Below are 16,995 nucleotides of genomic sequence, written 5' to 3'. Positions count from 1 at the left end.
ATGCCAAACAGACGACGAGCAGTCGACCCAACTCATCCCCTGGGTGTGTTCGCTCGACAGCTCCGTGATCTCCAAGCAGGCGCCATCGCGCGTGCCGGAAGCAGCGACGCAGCCAGCGAGATCAGCATCGACAAGGTGGCTGAGGAGAAGAAGCCTTGGCCGACTACCAGGTCGGCTATCTACGCCGCTCTCAATGGCAGTCGGTTGCCCTCTCCTTACACACTGTGCGCCATTGTTACGGCCTGGGATCCTCGCGGACAGAACGCGATTGCTGAGTGGCTCAAGGTTCGCGATCGAGTTGAGGAACAGCTCATCAACCTGCGTCCGGCTGCCGCCGTGCCGGCACGCCGCAGCGGCGGCACTTCCCTGCCCCGTCGTGAGCCTGATCGTAAGGAGCATGACCAGGAAGCGCTCCGGGAGCTCACGCAGCGCCTGCAAACGGGTGTGGCGATGCGAGATATCTCGCTGTCCGGGCTTGCGATCAGGGCGCGACTAGGACGCACCACGATTTCGGAAGCGCTCAATGGACGTAGCGTGCCGTCTGCACGCACCGTCGCCGCATTGGCGCATGCTCTGAATCTTCCTGCGGATGATCTTCTGCGAATGAGAGCGGCGGCCCTGGGGGAGTGACCCAGCAATCACCTGTTCGCCGTGGTACGACTTCTCCCGGTTGAACCCCGGCGAACAGCCTTCACGCGGCCGACGACGTCTGGTGACTGTCAGGAAGTTGTGGCAGCGGCTTGCAGAGCCACGTGTCGGGAGCCAGAGAGCCAGCGTGAAGATCGCAGGCTTCGGAGGATTGCCGTCAATCGCTGCCGTCAAAGGCCCCGGACCATGATCGGTCCGGGGCCTTTTGGCTGGTGCCCCCGGCAGGATTCGAACCTGCGACACCCGCTTTAGGAGAGCGGTGCTCTATCCCCTGAGCTACGAAGGCGGGGCCTGGGTGAAACCTTGCGTGGATCTCGTTGATGAGTCGCGGCCAGGTCTCTTGGTCAAGCCCTGAGCGACCTGGTGGGCCGCCACGTCGTAGGTGCACGCGGATCCCGCGTGGCACGCCGCAGCACCCGCCGGAGCGCTCGATCCACAGGGTACCGGATCGGGGCTCGGGCGGGCGCTGGTGTTGGGGGAGCTGGGGGAGCAGGTCAGGCCGTGTGGCTCGGCGGAGGGCCTCCCTCGTGCAGTGCGCGGGGGGTTCCGAGAGGCAGGAGTGGCTGGGCTTCGGCTCCGAAGGAGATGAGGCGTCCGTTCCACAGGGAGGCGTCGAGTTGTGAGTGGCCCGGCTCCGCGTCGCTGCTGTGTTCTGGGGAATTCCCGAATCTGCTGAGAGTGGTCGGCGCGGTGGTAGCCGCGTTCCTCGTCACTTTCTCCGGGTGGCCGTTCTCCTTTCGGCTCGTCGTCCGTCCTCGCCGACCAGGCGACGGCCATCGAGGAGGTGTCCCGCAGGCGCGGGCAGGACGGCCCCGACCTGGCTCTGCTCACCGACGGCCTGAGTCCGGAACGGGAACAGGGCATCACCATCGACGTGGCCTACCGCTACTTCGCGATGCCCGTGCGGCGCTTCATCCTCGCGGACACCCCGGGGCACGTGCAGTACACCCGCAACATGGTCACCGGTGCCTCCACAGCCGACCTGGCGATGATCCTGGTCGACGCCCGGGGCGGCGTGGTCGCGCAGACGATGAGACACGGCGCGATCGCGGCGCACTGTTGTCGACCGCCGCACGTCGTGTCGGCGGTCGACAAGATGGACACCGTCGGCTACCAGGAGTCCGGCAGGAGTCCGCTTCACCGCGATCGCGGACGAGTTCGCCCAGCGGGCACGCGAGTTGGGTCTCGCGGACTTCATCGCCATCCCGATGTCGGCGCTGACCTGCGACGACGTGGTCGAACCGCCGAACCGTCGACCGGGATGGACTGGTACGACGGCGACACGCTGCTGTCCCACCTGGAGAGCGTGCCGGTCGGAGCGGGGCGGGCCAACCCGATCAGCAAACCGCTGCGCCTGCCGGGCCAGTACGTGATCCGGCGCCCGCCTCAGCGCCGGCAGGTGGTGGAGCGCCGGCTGGCCGGGCAAATCGCCTCCGGCCTCCTCAAGGTCGGGGACCGGGACCGCGTTGTCGTGCAACCGTCTGAGGAGCCCAGCACGGTCGTCGGCCTCAGCGTGTTCGGCAAGGAGGCCGAAAGCGTGCGGGCGCCGCAGTCGGTGGCCGTCCGGCTCGCCCACGAGATCGACATCTCCCGGGGCGACCTACTGCCCACTGCCCGCGGGCCCCGCTCCACGGATCCTGCGGCACATCACGGCCAACGTGTGCCATCTGCACGAACGCCCGCTGCACGCGCGACAACGCGCGCCATCCGCACGAACGCCCGCTGCGCGCGCGACAACGCGTGCTGCTCAAGCACACCACCAGGACGGTCCCAGGACGGTCCCGGCGATGGTGGAGCGGATCGGGATCGACGACGGCATGGACGTCACGGACGCTCACCGGTTGCCCTGCCCGGACGGTCTCTTCGTCAACGACATCGGCGGGGTACGGATTCGCACGGCCGAGCCGCTCGCCGTCGACGACCACCTGGAGAACAGGCGAACCGGCTCGTTCCAGCTCGTCGACCCGCAGGACGGGGCGACGCTCGACGCGGGGATCGTCGACGTGCGGGCCAGGCGGCGATCTGAGGTCTTCTTCGTGCCGCCCCGGCCGACGCGCACGAAGAAGACCTCAGATCGCCGCCTGGCCCGCACGCACTCCTGCACCGAGCGTCGTGCCGCGTGCATGGCCACGTTCAGTGCGGCGACCACCCGGCCCGTCCGGTCCCTCACCGGTACGGCCACCGATCGCAGGCCCGCCTCCAACTCCTCGTCGACCAGGGCGTATCCGTTGGCCCGGACATCCGACAGGGTCGTCGTCAGCGTCGCGGGGTCCGTGATGGTGTGTTCGGTCAGCGGGCGCAGGTCGGCCAGGGCGGTCGTCAACTGCCCGTCGCCTTCCGGGAGATCGGCCAGCAGCACCCGCCCCATCGACGTCGCGTACGCCGGCAGTCGCGTGCCGATCGTGATGTTGACGCTCATCACGCGGCTGGTGGCGGCGCGGGCGATGTACTGGATCTCGTCGGCCGACGGTGTCAGCACCGCCAGGGACGTCGACTCATGGACCCGGTCGGCCAGTTCGGCCAGGTGCGGGGTCGCGATCTGGGCGAGGGACGTGCGGGACAGGGGCGGGTAGCCGAGGGACAGCACGCGGGGGGTGAGGGCGAAGGCGCGGTTTCCCGACGGGCGTACCAGTCCCAGATGCTCGTACGTGATGAGTGCCCTGCGGGCCGTGGCCCGGGCCAGTCCGGTCGCGCGGGCAACGTCCGTGAGGGTGAGCTCGGCCCGGCCCTCGCCGAACGCGGTCAGTACGGTCAGCCCGCGGGCCAGCGACTCCACGAACTCCCTGCCCAGCTCCTGCTTGGAGGCGCCCGTCCAGGTCGCGAGGCCCGCCGGGGCGGTCGCGGGGCGTGGCTCCGGTGCCTCGCGCAGGTCGCGTTCCATCGCCGCCACCGCCGTCCGCAGGCGGGGCAGGAGCGTGTCGCGCAGGTCCGCGGCGGTGTGCCGGCTCGTGTGGCTCACCACGCTCGCCACACAGGCGATACGGCCGCCGGCCCGCAGGTCCTTCACCGGTACGGCCACGGCGACCAGCCCCGGTTCGATCAACTGGTCGTCCAGCGTCCAGCCGTCCTTGGCCGCCCGCGCCGCCCGGCGTTCGAAGTCCTTGTCGGAGGACGGGTGCGACCGCCACGGTACGGCGGGAAAGCCCCGGTCATCCGGGTCCGCCGCCCGGCGCTCGCGCCACGCCTGCCACTCGCCCTGCGTCCACTCCGTCGCGAACAGCGGGCCCGGCGCGGTGCGTTCGGCGGGGAGCAGGTCGCCGATGCGGAAGCTGAGGGACATCGCGCGGCGGCGGGTCGCCTGGTGGATGAAGCGGATGCCGTCGCGGTCGGCGACCGCCAGCGACACGGACTCGTCGAGCTCGTCGGCGAGCGCGTCCGCGTGGGAGGAGAGGAGGGCCGGCAGGGCGAGGGCCGCCAGGTAGGCGTTGCCCAGTTCCATCACGCGCGGCGCCAGGACGATGTCACGGCCGTCGAGGCGGACGTACCCCATGCGCGCGAGCGTGGAGGTGATCCGGTCCACCGTGGAGCGCGCCAGCCCGGTGCCGCGCTCCAGCCCGCTCGCGCTCAGCGTCCCGCCGGCCTCGGTCAGGCGCCGCAGTACCGTCACACCCCGGATCAGCGGAGTGACCGCCTCCGCGGGCACGGCACGGTCGTCGTCCAGGGTCGTCATCGCGGGCATCGGCTCTCCGTACGGCGTTCGGCAGCCTTAACCGTAATCGGCATCACGCGTGCACAGGGTGTACGGGCCGCCGCAGCCCCACCCCTACCCCCGGCTCACCCGCACCCGATAACTCCCCGTCAGATCCGTCCCCAGCACCGTCACCCGCACCCCCCGCTCCTCGTCCCGGAACTCCTCCCCGGGCCCGAACGTCGCGTCGGACAGCTCGGCATGGACGTTCGGGCTGCGCGTGCACCCCCCGCTGTCCTCGTGGGAGTCCTGGACCTTCACCGGTCCCATCCCGGTGTCGACGTCCGCGTCGACCTTGTAGATCAGGACGCCGGGGCGGCACACGGACTCGTCGTTGCCCTCGCGGGTGCGTAGTTCGAGGGCGTAGCCGTGGCGGCGGTCCAGCGGGACGAACACCAGCTTCGGGCCGCCCTCGCGGGCCAGCGGCGTCAGGGCGTACTCGGTCGCGCCGGGCTTGGCCGCGCAACGTATCTGTGCGGCGTCCAGCCAGCCCAGCTTCCACTTGTGCCAGCCGAGCAGGTCGTTGTTGGCCCCCCAGTCCTCGCTCATGATGTCCCAGTGGCCGACCGCGCCCCCGCCCTCGGCGGTGTAGAGGTCGGGCAGGCCGAAGACATGGCCGTTCTCGTGGGGGAGTACCCGGTAGCCGGTGCGGTGGTAGGTGCCGGAGCCGTCGTCCTGGCGGGAGTAGACGAAGGACGCGTTGGCCACCGAGACGCCGTCGGCGACCGGGGCCTCGGTGTTGCCCGCGAAGGTCACCGACAGGACCGTGTCCAGGGCCGACGGGCCGGCGTTCGGGGCCACCAGCACGTTCAGGAAGTCGTACGACCGGAAGTCCACCCGGGAATCGGCGGCGACCACGATGTCCTGGACGAGCTGCCGGTACCCGGGGTCGAAGGGCGCGCCGCGCTCTATGCCGTACGCACGGAAGGACTTGGGCATCCGCAGCCAGCCGGGGATCGGGGTCTGGGGGCGGTAGTCGAGGCGGCCGTAGGAGCTGGTGCGGAACCAGTCCTGGGTCTGCGGGAAGAACTCGTCGAAGCGGTCGAGCGCGCGGCCCGGTCCGGGCGCGTCGGGGAAGTCGACCATGACCGTGAGGGCGCGGACGGCGCCGGTGGAGCGGGAGTAGCCGCGTATCGTCGGCATCCCTTCCGACATCTGGACCGTCGGCCGGCCGCTGATCATGCAGGGGCGCAGGGCGGAGGGGTGTTCAGGCGAGATGGGGCCCGCTCCGGCCACCGTCGAGGTGCCCGCCGTGAGGTGTCCGGTGCCTGCGGAGGTGCTGACCGCGAAGGTCAGGGCGGTCACGGAGGCGAGGGCGGCCACACGGCGGGGGCGTATCCGACGGCTGGGCTGCATGCATGGGCCCTTCAGTCCATGGCAGCCCGCCCGACTGCGTGCTGCACCCTCTCGATCACCCTGTGTCGAGGGGTGAGCGGGCGCGCGTTGGAGGAGCCCGAACGTGGGTTCTTCCGCCAAATAGTGTGTGACTCAGGTCACATGAAATGTTTCCCGGGTCGGGAAATAACCGGGGAGCCTCTCCCCGTTTAGCCATGTGTCCGCGCGAAACGGGGAGACCTTCCCCGGATCGCGATCCGTGAGACCACGACCGTGAGATCACGACCGTGAGACCACGACCGTGAGACATGGATTCACCGCAACCTTGGAGTACACCGTGCAGACCGTGACCCCCGTAGCGCGCAAGGCGACCCGGCCGCGCGCCGACGCCCTGCGCAACCGGGAGCGGATCGTCACCGCCGCCCGGGAGATGTTCGTGGAGTTCGGCCCCGACGTGCCGCTCGACGAGATCGCCCGCCGGGCAGGCGTCGGCAATGCCACGGTGTACCGCAACTTCCCCGACCGCGACGCGCTGGTGCGCGAGGTCGTCTGCTCCGTCATGGACCGTACGGTGGCGGCGGCCGAACTCGCGCTCACGCAGACCGGGGATGCCTTCGAGGCCCTGGAGCGCTTCGTGCACGCCGCCGCTGACGAGCGGATCAGCGCGCTGTGCCCGATGGTCCAGAGCACCTTCGACCAGAACCACCCGGACCTGGAGGCCTCGCGCGAGCGGGCCGAGAGCCTCATCGGGGCGATCATGGACCGCGCCAAGGCGGCCGGCCAGCTCCGCTCCGATGTGGACGTCGGCGATGTCATGATCGCCGCCGCCCAGCTCAGCCGGCCCTTTGCCGGTACCGGGTGCGACATCGCCGACCGCTACGTCCACCGTCACCTTCAGCTGTTCCTGGACGGACTGCGGGCCCCGGCCCGTTCGGTCCTGCCGGGCACGGCGCTGACCATGGAGGACCTGCGCCAGGCCTGACCCACCGGCTCTGACCGCCCGGCTCCGACCGATCAGTTCGGAGCACGGCACCAGTCACCACACGGCCGCACCAGTCACCACGCAGCCGCACCAGTCACCACACAGCCACTACAGCGAATCTCACCGGCCGTCACAGCCGACGAGCCGTCCCCTTTAGACGTCCTTTGTCCATTACGAAGTCCCGAAGTGGGTACCCCCATGTCCGAAACTGCCGCAAAGGCACCCGGCAGCGCCCTCGGCGCCGTCGATCCCAACCGCTGGAAAGCGCTCGTCTTCATCGCGCTGGCCCAGCTCATGGTCGTGCTCGACGCGACGATCGTGAACATCGCCCTGCCCTCCGCCCAGCAGGACCTGGGCATCTCCGACGGCAACCGGCAGTGGGTCGTCACGGCCTACGCCCTCGCCTTCGGCGGTCTGCTGCTGTTCGGCGGCCGGATAGCCGACCTGTGGGGCCGTAAGCGGGCCTTCGTCGTCGGCCTGATCGGCTTCGCCGGCGCCTCCGCGCTCGGTGGTGCCGCCACCAACGAGGCGATGATGTTCGGCGCCCGCGCCCTCCAGGGTGCCTTCGGTGCCCTGCTCGCGCCCGCCGCGCTGTCCCTGCTCGCCGTGATGTTCACGGACGCCAAGGAGCGCGCGAAGGCGTTCGGCATCTACGGTGCGATCGCCGGTGGCGGTGGCGCCGTCGGCTTCATCCTCGGCGGTGTGCTGACCGAGTACATGGACTGGCGCTGGACGTTCTTCGTCAACATCCCGTTCGCGATCGTCGCCGCGGCCGGTGCGTACTTCGTCATCCGTGAGCCGCAGGGCAGCCGCAACCGCAACCCGCTCGACATCCCCGGCGTCCTGCTGTCCACGCTCGGCCTGGTCGCGCTGGTCTACGGCTTCACCCGCGCCGAGTCCAACGGCTGGGGCGACTCCACGACCGTGGGCATGTTCGTCGCCTCGGCGGTCCTGCTGCTCGCGTTCGTCATCACCGAGGCCAAGGTCAAGGCCCCGCTGCTGCCCCTGCGCGTCATCACCGACCGCAACCGCGGCGGGATCTACCTCTCGCTCGGTATCGCGATCATCGCGATGTTCGGCACGTTCCTGTTCCTGACCTACTACCTGCAGATCGTGAAGGGCTACACGCCGATCAAGACCGGCTTCGCCTTCATGCCGATGATCGTCGGCATGATGGTCGGCTCGACCCAGATCGGCACCCGCCTGATGACCCGCGTCCCGGCGCGGCTGCTGATGGGCCCCGGCTTCCTGGTCGCCGCGATCGGCATGCTCCTGATGACGCAGCTGGAGATCGGCTCGTCGTACGCCTCGATCATCCTGCCGGCGATGCTGCTGCTCGGTCTCGGCATGGGTACGGCGTTCATGCCGGCCATGTCCCTGGCCACCCTGGGCGTCGAGCCCCGGGACGCCGGTGTCGCCTCCGCGATGGTCAACACCTCGCAGCAGGTGGGCGGCGCGATCGGTACGGCCCTGCTGAACACGATCGCCGCGTCGGCCACGACCACCTACATCGCGGACCACATCGGCTCCGCGACCTCCCGCTCCCAGCAGCAGCTGGTCCAGCTGGAGGGCATGGTGCACGGCTACACCAACGCGATCTGGTTCGCCGTCGGCATGCTGGTCCTCGCCGCGGTCATCGTGGTGACCTTCGTCAACGCCGGCCGTCCCGACGGCTCGACGGTGGCGACCTCGCAGGAGAACGCCGAGGACGAGGTGCCGGTACCCGTCGTCGCGCACTGAACCGCGCGACGACCGTCCGGTCGTACCCCTTGGGACCGGGCGTACGTACGGGGATGGGGACGCTCCGTACGTACGGCCTTCAAGGACCTGCCCCGGCTCGCTGAATGAGCGGTTCAGCGGAGCCAGGGCAGGTCCGCACCCGCTTCCGTCGGCTGCAGGCCCTCGGCGACGATCCGCATGATCTCGCCGAGGGCCTTTTGCTGTTCCTCGGTGAGCCGGTCGAACATCGCCTGGCGCACGGCCTCCACATGGCCCGGCGCGGTCTGCTTCAGCACCTCCACGCCCGCGTCGGTCAGCACCGCGAACTGGCCCCGCTTGTCGTCGGGGCAGTCCTCGCGCCTGACCCAGCCGTTCTTCTCCAGCCGGGCGATGGCGTGCGACAGCCGCGAGCGGGTGATCTTGGCGTACATCGCCAGCTCGGTCATCCGCAGCCGGCGGTGCGAGGACTCGGCGAGCTTGACCAGGAGGCCGTAGTAGATGTGCGGCATGCCCGCATCCCGCTGGAGCTGGCGGTCCAGGTGGTCCTCCAGCAGGGTGACCGCGTCCAGGTAGGTGCGCCAGACCCGCTGCTGCTCGTCGGTGAGCCAGCGGGGCTCCTGCGCGGGTGCGGCGGGGATGGACGCGGTCGCGGACGCGGGTGGCGCGGAGGTCGATGCCGTATTCATGTACTCCACTGTACGAGAGCTCTCCTTGAAATTTTAATTACCTGGACGTACGGTTTTCCGAGAGGAATGTTTAGACTTAAAGCAACCGAGGCTTCAGGTCTCCGGAGGGAGCAGCCGTCATGTCCGCCGCCACGCAGGAGCGCATGCCCGCCCTCTATCTCAGTCACGGCGCCCCGCCGCTCGCGGACGACCCGATCTGGCCCGGCGAGCTCGCCGCCTGGTCCGCCGGCCTGCCGCGCCCCAAGGCGATCCTCATGGTCTCCGCCCACTGGGAGGAGGCCCCCCTCGCCATCGGTGCCACGGAGGCCGTTCCTCTCGTCTACGACTTCTGGGGATTCCCCGAGCACTACTACCAGGTGACCTATCCGGCCCCCGGCGCGCCCGAGCTCGCCGAGTCCGTCCGCAAGCTGCTGCGCGCCCCCGGCACACCGGTGCAGGACTTCCCGGACCGCGGCCTCGACCACGGCGGCTACGTCCCGCTCGTCGAGATGTTCCCCACGGCCGACATCCCGGTCCTGCAGATCTCCATGCCGACCCTCGACCCCGTCAGACTCATGGAGATCGGCCGCAGGCTGGCGCCGCTGCGCGACGAGGGCGTGATGATCGTCGGCTCCGGGTTCTTCACCCACAACCTGGCCGCCCTGCGCCATGTCGGCGAGGGAGTGCCCAGCTGGTCCTCCGAGTTCGACGACTGGGGCCGGCGGGCGCTGGAGGCCAGGGACTGGGACTCGCTGCTCGACTTCCTCACCAAGGCCCCGGCCGGCCGCTACGCCCACCCGCGCACCGAGCACTTCGCCCCGCTCTTCGTGACGATGGGCGCGGCGGAGGTGTCCGGTGAGCTGGACGCGCAGAAGTCGGTGATCGACGGGTTCTGGATGGGCATGGCGAAGCGGTCGGTGCAGTTCGGCTGAGCCCTCGCGGGCCTCACAGCTCCTTCTCGTACCAGGCCACGTCCCAGTACCGGCCGAACTTGCGGCCCACCTCGCGGTACGTGCCGACATGCCGGAAGCCGAACCGCTCGTGCAGCCGCGCGGACGCCTCGTTCGGCTGGGCGACGCCCGCGTAGGCGCGGTGCAGGTCCTCCTCGGCCAGTGCCTCGAACAGGGCCTTGTACAGGAGGGTGCCGATGCCACGCCGGCCGGCGTCCGGTGCGAGGTAGACGGTCACCTCGACGGAGGTCACGTAGGCGGGCTTCGGCCGAAGCGGGCTGGATGTGGCGTAGCCAAGAATCCGATGTGAGTTCCCTTCGAGGTCCCTCTCCTCGGCAACCTTCAGCCGGTACGGGCCGTCTTCAGGGTGGGAGAGCAGCCAAGGTCGGCGCTCTTCCGGCGTAAAGACCGCGGTATCGAATGTGATGGGCGTCTCACGTACATAGTGGTTGTAGATGTCGGTGAGGGCATCGAGGTCACTCTCGACTCCCGACCTGACCAGCACCTCTGTACGTTCCGACGGCATCGGGCCTCCTCGCGGTGGCCCGACAGGGTACTGCAAGATCAGAAAAATAGGGGGGCGGGTTGGGAATTCTGTCCTGATTCCAGTCGTTGTTTCCATCGGATGCAGGGCACTCGACAAGAGTCCCAAGCGTTCAAGAACCACCCGCCCGCCCACATCGCAAGGGAGCACGCATGGCAACCCGTGCCGTCGCCCGTCGTCAGTCCGCCACCGGCGAGACCGTCGACAAGGCACGCAGTGTTCGCGCCCATGGCGGCGAGATCGCGGACCGCGACCTGGTCGGCATGTACCTCGACGAGATCGCGCGCACGCCGCTTCTCGACGCCGCCAAAGAGGTCGAGCTGTCACAGATCATCGAGGCGGGTGTGTTCGCAAGGCAGGTCCTCGACGGCTTCGAGGAGGCCAGGGCGGACGCCACCCGCGAGGAGCTTCAGGCCCTGGTCGCCGACGCAGAGCGCGCCAAGGACGTCTTCATCCGCTCCAACCTCCGCCTGGTCGTCGCGGTGGCCCGCCGCTACCCGCGCAGCGGCCTGCCCCTCCTCGACCTGATCCAGGAGGGCAACGCCGGCCTGGTGCGCGCGGTGGAGAAGTTCGACTACCGCAAGGGCTTCAAGTTCTCGACGTACGCGACGTGGTGGATCCGTCAGGCCATCACCCGCTCGATAGCCGACCAGTCCCGCACCATCCGCCTCCCCGTCCACCTCGTGGAGGAACTCGGCCGAATCCGCCGGGTCCAGCGCGAGTTCAACCGTGAACACGGCCGCGACCCGGAGCCCGCGGAGATCGCCGCCGAGCTCGGTTCGAACGCGGACCGGGTGACGGACGTCCTGGACTGGGCCCGCGACCCGGTCTCCCTGAACATGCCGGTGGACGACGAGGGCGAGACCCAGTTCGGCGACCTGCTGGAAGACACGTCAGCGGTCTCCCCGGAGCAGTCGGTCCTCACCCTCCTGCGCAGCGAGGAGTTGGACGACCTGATCGGCCGCCTCGACCAGCGCACGGCGTCCATCATCAAGATGCGGTACGGCATCGACGACGGCCGCGAGCGCACCCTGACGGAGGTCGGCAAGGAGCACGGCCTGACCCGCGAACGCATCCGCCAGATCGAGAAGCACGCCCTGCTGGAGCTGAAGAAGCTGGCGCGCAGCACCGGCTTCGACGCGGCCGCCTGACCCTCCGACAGGAGGGGCGGGGGCGTACGACCTGCCACGGGCGCGTACGCCGGGTGGCCAAAGACCGCGCAAACATGGCGATGTAACGCCGCTTCAATGTACAGGGCACCGGGAACAAGACTTCCGGGCAAGGGAGTTCGGATCCCGAGGCGACCGGCCTCGGGTCCCCCGACGCAGATCGACCGACCACGCCACCAGACCAAGTCCCGACGCACTCCCCCCGGCGCCGGGACTTTCCCCGAGCCGGGCTTCGGCGCCCAACCCCCCTGGGTGCCGGGGCCCGGCTCCTCTTGCCGGCCCCACCCGAACAGGTCGGACGGGCGGGTCACCCCGTACCTGAACCACGGGGTGGCCCACCCGGATGGCAGATTGTGCCACATGGGCATAGCCTGCCGAACGTGAGCAGCCCCACCCCCGCACGGCCCTCAGCCACGTCCCCCTCACTGACGGAGCGACGCAAGGCGGCGACCCGCATGGAGATCGCCCGCGCCGCGGCCGCCCTCTTCGTGCGGCAGGGCATTCGGGCCACCCGAGCCGAGGACATCGCGCAGGCCGCGGGCATCGCGCCGCGCACCTTCTACCGCTACTTCGCCACCAAGGAGGAGTCGGTGTCCCCGCTCTACGCGGCCGGCGCCGACCGCTGGACCCAGGCGGTCCGCAACGCCCCCGCGGACCTATCCATCCCCGAGGCCCTGGAACACGCCCTCCGCCACACCCTGACCCCCGGCGCGGCCGTCTCGGAGTCCTCCTGGCAATGGGTCCGCACCTTGGTCCGCCAGGCCACAACCAACCCCGCCCTGCGCAAGGTCTGGGCCGAGGTATGCCACGAGGCGGAAGGAAAGCTGGCGCAGACATTGGCGGAAAGAACCGGCACCGACAACGTTGCCGCCCACCACTTCGCCGCCGCCGTGGCCGCAGCCTCCATCCGAGTAGCCGTAGAAACCTGGGCAACAGGAGAGGCCCCAGCACAGGGCCCACAGGGCCCAGCAGCACAGGCACTGCGCAACCTAGGGGCACTGAGGAACTTCCCGTGGGAGGACATCGCAGCCCCCTGACAGAGCCGACGCGACACCCGCAAACGGCGGCAAGGGGACGTGCCGGGGGGTGTCCGCCCGCAGCGGCGGGCGTCAAAAAACAGCACCTCTCTGAGAACAGCAACCGCCCGACCGAGGACGGACACCCCCCGGCACGTCCCCGACCCACCACACAACCGTTGGCGCGACGCGCACCCCCACCGAACCCGCACAGGCGCCGCAGGCATCAACGCGAGGCCCCACCCTCACCCCGCAGCCCGACTCAACCGCCACCCCCTCCACCGCATGCCCGGCCCCGGCCCGCAGCCCGACCGCGATGGCCACCGCCTCCTCGTCGTCCAGCACGAGCGGCGGCATCGCCTTGCCCGCGACGAGCCGGTAGCCACCCTCGGCCCCCTTGCTCGCCTGCACGGGATACCCCAGCTCCCGCAGCCGGTCGATGTCCCGCCGTACCGTACGCCGGGACACCCCGAGCCGTTCGGAGAGCTCGCCGCCGGGCCATTCGCGGGGCGTCTGGAGCAGAGAGAGGAGCGTCAGCAGCCGTGCCGGAGTGTCGGTCGTCATGAATCCGAGGATGCCGCAGAACTAGGACACGATCTGACCTATTCAGGGAATAGCTTCAAGCCATGACCTCAGCGGAGACAGAACCAGCACTCGTGAACAACTCCAGCGCGGCGCCCGCCGCGGGCGACCGCCGTCGATGGTTCGCCCTGGCGATCGTGATGACCGCGGCCTTCATGGACCTCGTCGACGTCACGATCGTCAACATCGCCATCCCGTCGATCCAGCGGGAGGCCGGCGCGTCGTTCAGCCAGATCCAGTGGATCACCGCCGGCTACGCGCTCGCCTTCGCCGCCGGCCTGATCACCGGCGGCCGCCTCGGCGACATACACGGCCGAAAGCGGCTGTTCCTCGTCGGTATCGGCGGCTTCACCCTGGCCTCGGCGCTGTGCGGCTTCGCCGCCAACCCCGAGATGCTGGTCGCCTCCCGCATCCTCCAGGGCGCGATGGCGGCGCTGATGGTCCCGCAGGTCCTGTCGATCGTGCACGCGACGTTCCCGGCCCACGAACGCGGCAAGGTCTTCGGCCTGTTCGGTGCGGTCGTCGGACTCGGCGCCGTCACCGGCCCGCTGCTGGGGGCGCTGCTGACGGAGTGGAACCTGTTCGGCCTCGAATGGCGCCCGATCTTCCTGATCAACCTCCCGGTCGGCATCGCGGGCCTGATCCTCGGCAGCCGCTTCATCACCGAGTCCAAGGCGCCGAAGGCGCTGAAGCTGGACCTCGTCGGCGTCGGGCTCGTCACCCTCGGTCTGCTGATGCTGCTCTACCCGCTGACGCGTGGCCGCGAGCTGAACTGGCCGCTGTGGGGGTACGTGTCGATGGCCGGCGCGCTCGTCGTCCTCACGGTGCTGGTGGTGTTCGAGAGGCGGAAGGCGGCCCGCGACGGCTCCCCGCTCGTCGAACTGTCCCTGTTCAAGGTGAAGAGCTTCGCGGCCGGCATCGCCGTACAGACCGTCTTCGGTGTGGCGCTCGGCATCTTCTTCCTGGTCTGGACGCTGTACATGCAGTTCGGCCTGGGCTGGCGCCCGCTCAAGGCAGGCCTGACCGGCATCCCGTTCTCGATCGCCGTCTCGACGGCGGCCGGCCTGTCCGTCCAGCAGCTGGTCCCGCGCTTCGGCCGCAAGGTGCTCCAGGCGGGCGCGCTGGTGATGGGGCTCGGTGTCCTGATCTACATCTGGGAGGCGAACCGCTACGGCCTTTCGATCGCCCCCTGGCAGATGGCCCTGCCCCTGGTCGTGATGGGCGTCGGTATGGGCCTCATCGTGGCCCCGCTGACGGACGCGATCCTCTCCGAGGTGCCGCGCGAGCACTCCGGTTCGGCGTCGGGCCTGATCAACACCGTCCAGCAGATGGGCAACGCGCTGGGGCTCGGTCTGGTCTCGGTGGTCTTCTTCGGCGTCGTCGACGACCGGCTCGCGCAGATCACGGAGCGTTCCGCGGCGGATGCCGCGAGCGCGGCGGGCGCGGCCTTCGTGGACGGCTTCCAGAACGCCCTGGTCTGGGTGGCCGCGGTGATGGCAGCGATCTTCCTGCTGATGTTCGCCCTGCCGAAGCGTCCGGCACAGCATGCCGAGGGAGCGACCGAGGAGCCGTCGGCGGAACCGGAACCGGAGAAGGAGCCCGCGCTGGTGCCATGAGAGCGGGGGAGGGGGAGCGGGTGAGGGGCCCGGCACTTTGTGCCGGGCCCCTCACTCATTTCCGTTCATGCCCGATTGGGCCCGAACCTGTTTACTTTCCGGAAATCCAAGCGTAGCCTCCCGCTGAAACCACAAGTTCGGGCACAGTTCGGAGGCGAACGGACATGTACGCACCGGAGCGGCAGCAGGAGATTCTCCGGCTGGCCCGTGACGGGGGCAGGGTGGACGTCCTGTCGCTGGCCGAGGAGTTCCAGGTGACGGCGGAGACGATCCGCCGGGACCTGAAGGCCCTCGACCGCGCCGGGCTCGTGCGCCGGGTGCACGGCGGTGCCATCCCCGCCGGGCGTCTGGATTTCGAGCCGGACCTCGCCGAGCGGGAGGGCACGGCGGCCGACGAGAAGGACCGCATTGCGAAGGCGGCCCTCGCCGAGCTGCCCACCGAGGGCACGATGATCCTCGACGCCGGTACGACGGTGGCCCGCATGGCCGCCGCGCTGCCGTTGGAGGCGTCCCTCACCGTCGTCACGCACAGCCTGCCCATCGCGGCCCGCCTCGCGGACCACCCCGGCATCCAACTCCACCTCGTCGGAGGGCGCGTACGGCACCGCACGCGCGCCGCCGTGGACGCCTGGGCGCTGCGCGCGTACGCCGAGATCCGGGCCGATGTCCTGTTCGTCGCGGCCAACGGCTTCTCCGCCGAGCACGGTCTGACCACCCCCGACCTCGCCGAGGCCGCGGTGAAGCGCGCGGCCGTGGCCGCGGCCCGCCGGGTGGTGCTGCTCGCCGACTCCTCCAAGCACGGCCAGGAGCACTTCGCCCGCTTCGGTGCCCTGAGCGACGCGGACCTGCTGATCACCGACAGCGGGCTGAGCCCCGAAGACGCCATCGCCATCGAGCGCGGTGGCACGGAAGTAGTGCGCGCATGATCCTCACCGTCACGCCGAACCCGTCCCTGGACCGCACCTACGAGGTCCCCTCCCTCGACCGCGGCGAGGTCATACGCGCCACCGGCGAGCGCATGGACCCGGGCGGCAAGGGCGTGAACGTCTCGCGCGCGGTCGCGGCCGCCGGACAGCGCACGGTCGCCGTCCTGCCCCTGGGCGGTGCGCCCGGCGCGCTCGTCGCCGACCTGCTCGACGCGCAGGGCATCGAGGTCGCGCCGGTTCCCGTCAACGGCGCCACCCGCTCCAACATCGCGCTCGCGGAGTCGGACGGCGTGCTCACGAAGATCAACGCGCCGGGCCCCGAGCTCTCCGCGGCCGAGCAGGAACTCCTCCTGGAGACGGTCCGCGAGCAGTCGCACGACGCGGACTGGATCGCCTGCTGCGGCAGCCTGCCGCGCGGGCTCGCCCCGTCCTGGTACGCCGATGTCGTCGCGCGGGCGCACGACGGGGGCTCCCGGATCGCGCTGGACACCTCCGGACGCGCCCTCCTCGAAGCCCTGCGCGCCCGGCCCGACGTGGTGAAGCCGAACGCCGAGGAGCTCGCGGAGGCCGTCGGGCGCCCCCTGGCCACCGTGGGCGACGCGATGAAGGCCGCCGAGGAGTTGCGCGAGATGGGCGCGCGCGCCGTGCTCGCAAGCCTGGGCGCCGACGGGCAGCTGCTCGTGGACGACGCGGGCGCCTGGTTCGCCAGCGCGCGCGTGGACGCCGTACGCAGCAATGTCGGGGCCGGCGACTCCTCCCTCGCCGGCTTTCTGATCGCCGGGGGGAGCGGGCCCGAGGCGCTCGCCTCCGCGGTCGCGCACGGCGCGGCGGCCGTCCGGCTGCCGGGCAGCGTGATGCCCTCGCCGGCCGACCTGGACCCGGCGGCGGTGACGGTGACGGCCGAGGTGCCGGTGGACCGCGTACTGAAGGAGCCGGTTTCATGACGAATGTCTCGGATATCGCAGTTCTTTCCCATTCGGCTCGTTCCGATTCGGCTCGTTCCGATTCGTCTCGTTCCGATTCGGCACATGAGCGGCGAAACTCGCCGTTACTCACGGCGATCGACGGACGGCAGGGCCTCCTGAGCCGCGCTGCCGTCCGGAGGAGGCGGGATTTCCCCGACCTCGCCTCCTCCACCTCCGCCGCCCCCCACAC

General features: G+C 70.0%; 14 protein-coding genes, 1 tRNA gene and 2 pseudogenes. 11 read left to right on the top strand and 6 right to left on the bottom strand.

Annotated elements, in window-relative coordinates; genetic code table 11:
* Window positions 1-45: 45 nt before the first annotated feature.
* A complete protein-coding gene (locus EAO75_RS39065; protein WP_187284758.1) occupies window positions 46-630 on the top strand; it encodes a helix-turn-helix domain-containing protein in 585 nt (194 codons plus the stop codon).
* 228 nt (window positions 631-858) lie between these two features.
* Here the strand turns inward: EAO75_RS39065 and EAO75_RS39060 are convergent.
* Window positions 859-934 (bottom strand) — tRNA-Arg (locus EAO75_RS39060).
* A 498-nt stretch (window positions 935-1,432) separates the two neighbouring features.
* Here EAO75_RS39060 and EAO75_RS47860 point away from each other — a divergent pair.
* Window positions 1,433-1,699, top strand: a pseudogene (locus EAO75_RS47860) (GTP-binding protein); the annotation flags it as partial.
* 783 nt (window positions 1,700-2,482) lie between these two features.
* On the opposite strand, the gene EAO75_RS39050 reads toward EAO75_RS47860, so the two are convergent.
* A complete protein-coding gene (locus tag EAO75_RS39050) occupies window positions 2,483-4,327 on the bottom strand; it encodes an IclR family transcriptional regulator C-terminal domain-containing protein (RefSeq protein WP_261989598.1) in 1,845 nt (614 codons plus the stop codon).
* An 84-nt stretch (window positions 4,328-4,411) separates the two neighbouring features.
* Window positions 4,412-5,692, bottom strand: a complete 1,281-nt coding sequence (locus EAO75_RS39045) for a M6 family metalloprotease domain-containing protein (protein ID WP_147999812.1) — start codon at window positions 5,690-5,692, stop codon at window positions 4,412-4,414.
* A gap of 316 nt (window positions 5,693-6,008) precedes the next feature.
* Between EAO75_RS39045 and EAO75_RS39040 the strand changes: the two genes are divergently transcribed.
* Entirely contained in the window at window positions 6,009-6,653 is a 645-nt protein-coding gene (locus EAO75_RS39040) for a TetR/AcrR family transcriptional regulator (protein WP_147999811.1), read from the top strand.
* Window positions 6,654-6,851: 198 nt separating this feature from the next.
* Entirely contained in the window at window positions 6,852-8,393 is a 1,542-nt protein-coding gene (locus EAO75_RS39035) for an MFS transporter (protein WP_147999810.1), read from the top strand.
* A gap of 113 nt (window positions 8,394-8,506) precedes the next feature.
* On the opposite strand, the gene EAO75_RS39030 is transcribed toward EAO75_RS39035, so the two are convergent.
* Window positions 8,507-9,058, bottom strand: a complete 552-nt coding sequence (locus tag EAO75_RS39030; protein ID WP_147999809.1) for a MarR family winged helix-turn-helix transcriptional regulator — start codon at window positions 9,056-9,058, stop codon at window positions 8,507-8,509.
* A 119-nt stretch (window positions 9,059-9,177) separates the two neighbouring features.
* Between EAO75_RS39030 and EAO75_RS39025 the strand changes: the two genes are divergently transcribed.
* On the top strand, window positions 9,178-9,969 hold the full coding sequence (locus EAO75_RS39025) for a dioxygenase (protein ID WP_147999808.1): 792 nt from the start codon (window positions 9,178-9,180) through the stop codon (window positions 9,967-9,969).
* A gap of 13 nt (window positions 9,970-9,982) precedes the next feature.
* Here the strand turns inward: EAO75_RS39025 and EAO75_RS39020 are convergent, their stop codons facing one another.
* Entirely contained in the window at window positions 9,983-10,513 is a 531-nt protein-coding gene (locus EAO75_RS39020; protein ID WP_147999807.1) for a GNAT family N-acetyltransferase, read from the bottom strand.
* 170 nt (window positions 10,514-10,683) lie between these two features.
* Between EAO75_RS39020 and EAO75_RS39015 the strand changes: the two genes are divergently transcribed.
* Together EAO75_RS39015 and EAO75_RS39010 are read left to right on the top strand one after the other, a co-directional pair.
* Window positions 10,684-11,682, top strand: a complete 999-nt coding sequence (locus EAO75_RS39015) for an RNA polymerase sigma factor RpoD/SigA (RefSeq protein WP_147999806.1) — start codon at window positions 10,684-10,686, stop codon at window positions 11,680-11,682.
* A 398-nt stretch (window positions 11,683-12,080) separates the two neighbouring features.
* A complete protein-coding gene (locus EAO75_RS39010; protein ID WP_315987674.1) occupies window positions 12,081-12,737 on the top strand; it encodes a TetR/AcrR family transcriptional regulator in 657 nt (218 codons plus the stop codon).
* A 249-nt stretch (window positions 12,738-12,986) separates the two neighbouring features.
* Here EAO75_RS39010 and EAO75_RS39005 read toward each other — a convergent pair.
* A pseudogene (locus EAO75_RS39005) lies at window positions 12,987-13,280 on the bottom strand (helix-turn-helix transcriptional regulator); the annotation flags it as partial.
* 62 nt (window positions 13,281-13,342) lie between these two features.
* On the opposite strand from EAO75_RS39005, the gene EAO75_RS39000 reads away from it, so the two are divergent.
* The 4 genes from EAO75_RS39000 to EAO75_RS46775 form a co-directional block, all read left to right on the top strand.
* Window positions 13,343-14,914: an MFS transporter gene (locus EAO75_RS39000; RefSeq protein ID WP_147999805.1), complete on the top strand. Its 1,572-nt coding sequence runs from the start codon at window positions 13,343-13,345 to the stop codon at window positions 14,912-14,914.
* A 164-nt stretch (window positions 14,915-15,078) separates the two neighbouring features.
* Window positions 15,079-15,840 carry a DeoR/GlpR family DNA-binding transcription regulator gene (locus EAO75_RS38995; RefSeq protein WP_147999804.1) on the top strand — a complete coding sequence of 254 codons (762 nt, stop codon included), beginning with the start codon at window positions 15,079-15,081 and terminating at the stop codon, window positions 15,838-15,840.
* Window positions 15,837-16,784, top strand: coding sequence for a 1-phosphofructokinase (gene pfkB / locus EAO75_RS38990; RefSeq protein WP_147999803.1), 948 nt, complete (start codon window positions 15,837-15,839; stop codon window positions 16,782-16,784). Before EAO75_RS38995 ends, pfkB begins: the two co-directional genes overlap by 4 nt.
* On the top strand, window positions 16,781-16,995 hold a 215-nt coding region (locus EAO75_RS46775), incomplete at its 3' end, for a hypothetical protein (protein WP_222724018.1). The genes pfkB and EAO75_RS46775, both read left to right, overlap by 4 nt.

The sequence above is a fragment of the Streptomyces sp. UW30 genome, assembly GCF_008042075.1.
In the GTDB taxonomy this organism is placed as follows: Bacteria; Actinomycetota; Actinomycetes; order Streptomycetales; family Streptomycetaceae; genus Streptomyces.
Note: the sequence above shows the minus strand (reverse complement) of the source record. Positions and strands in the feature narration are given on the sequence as shown.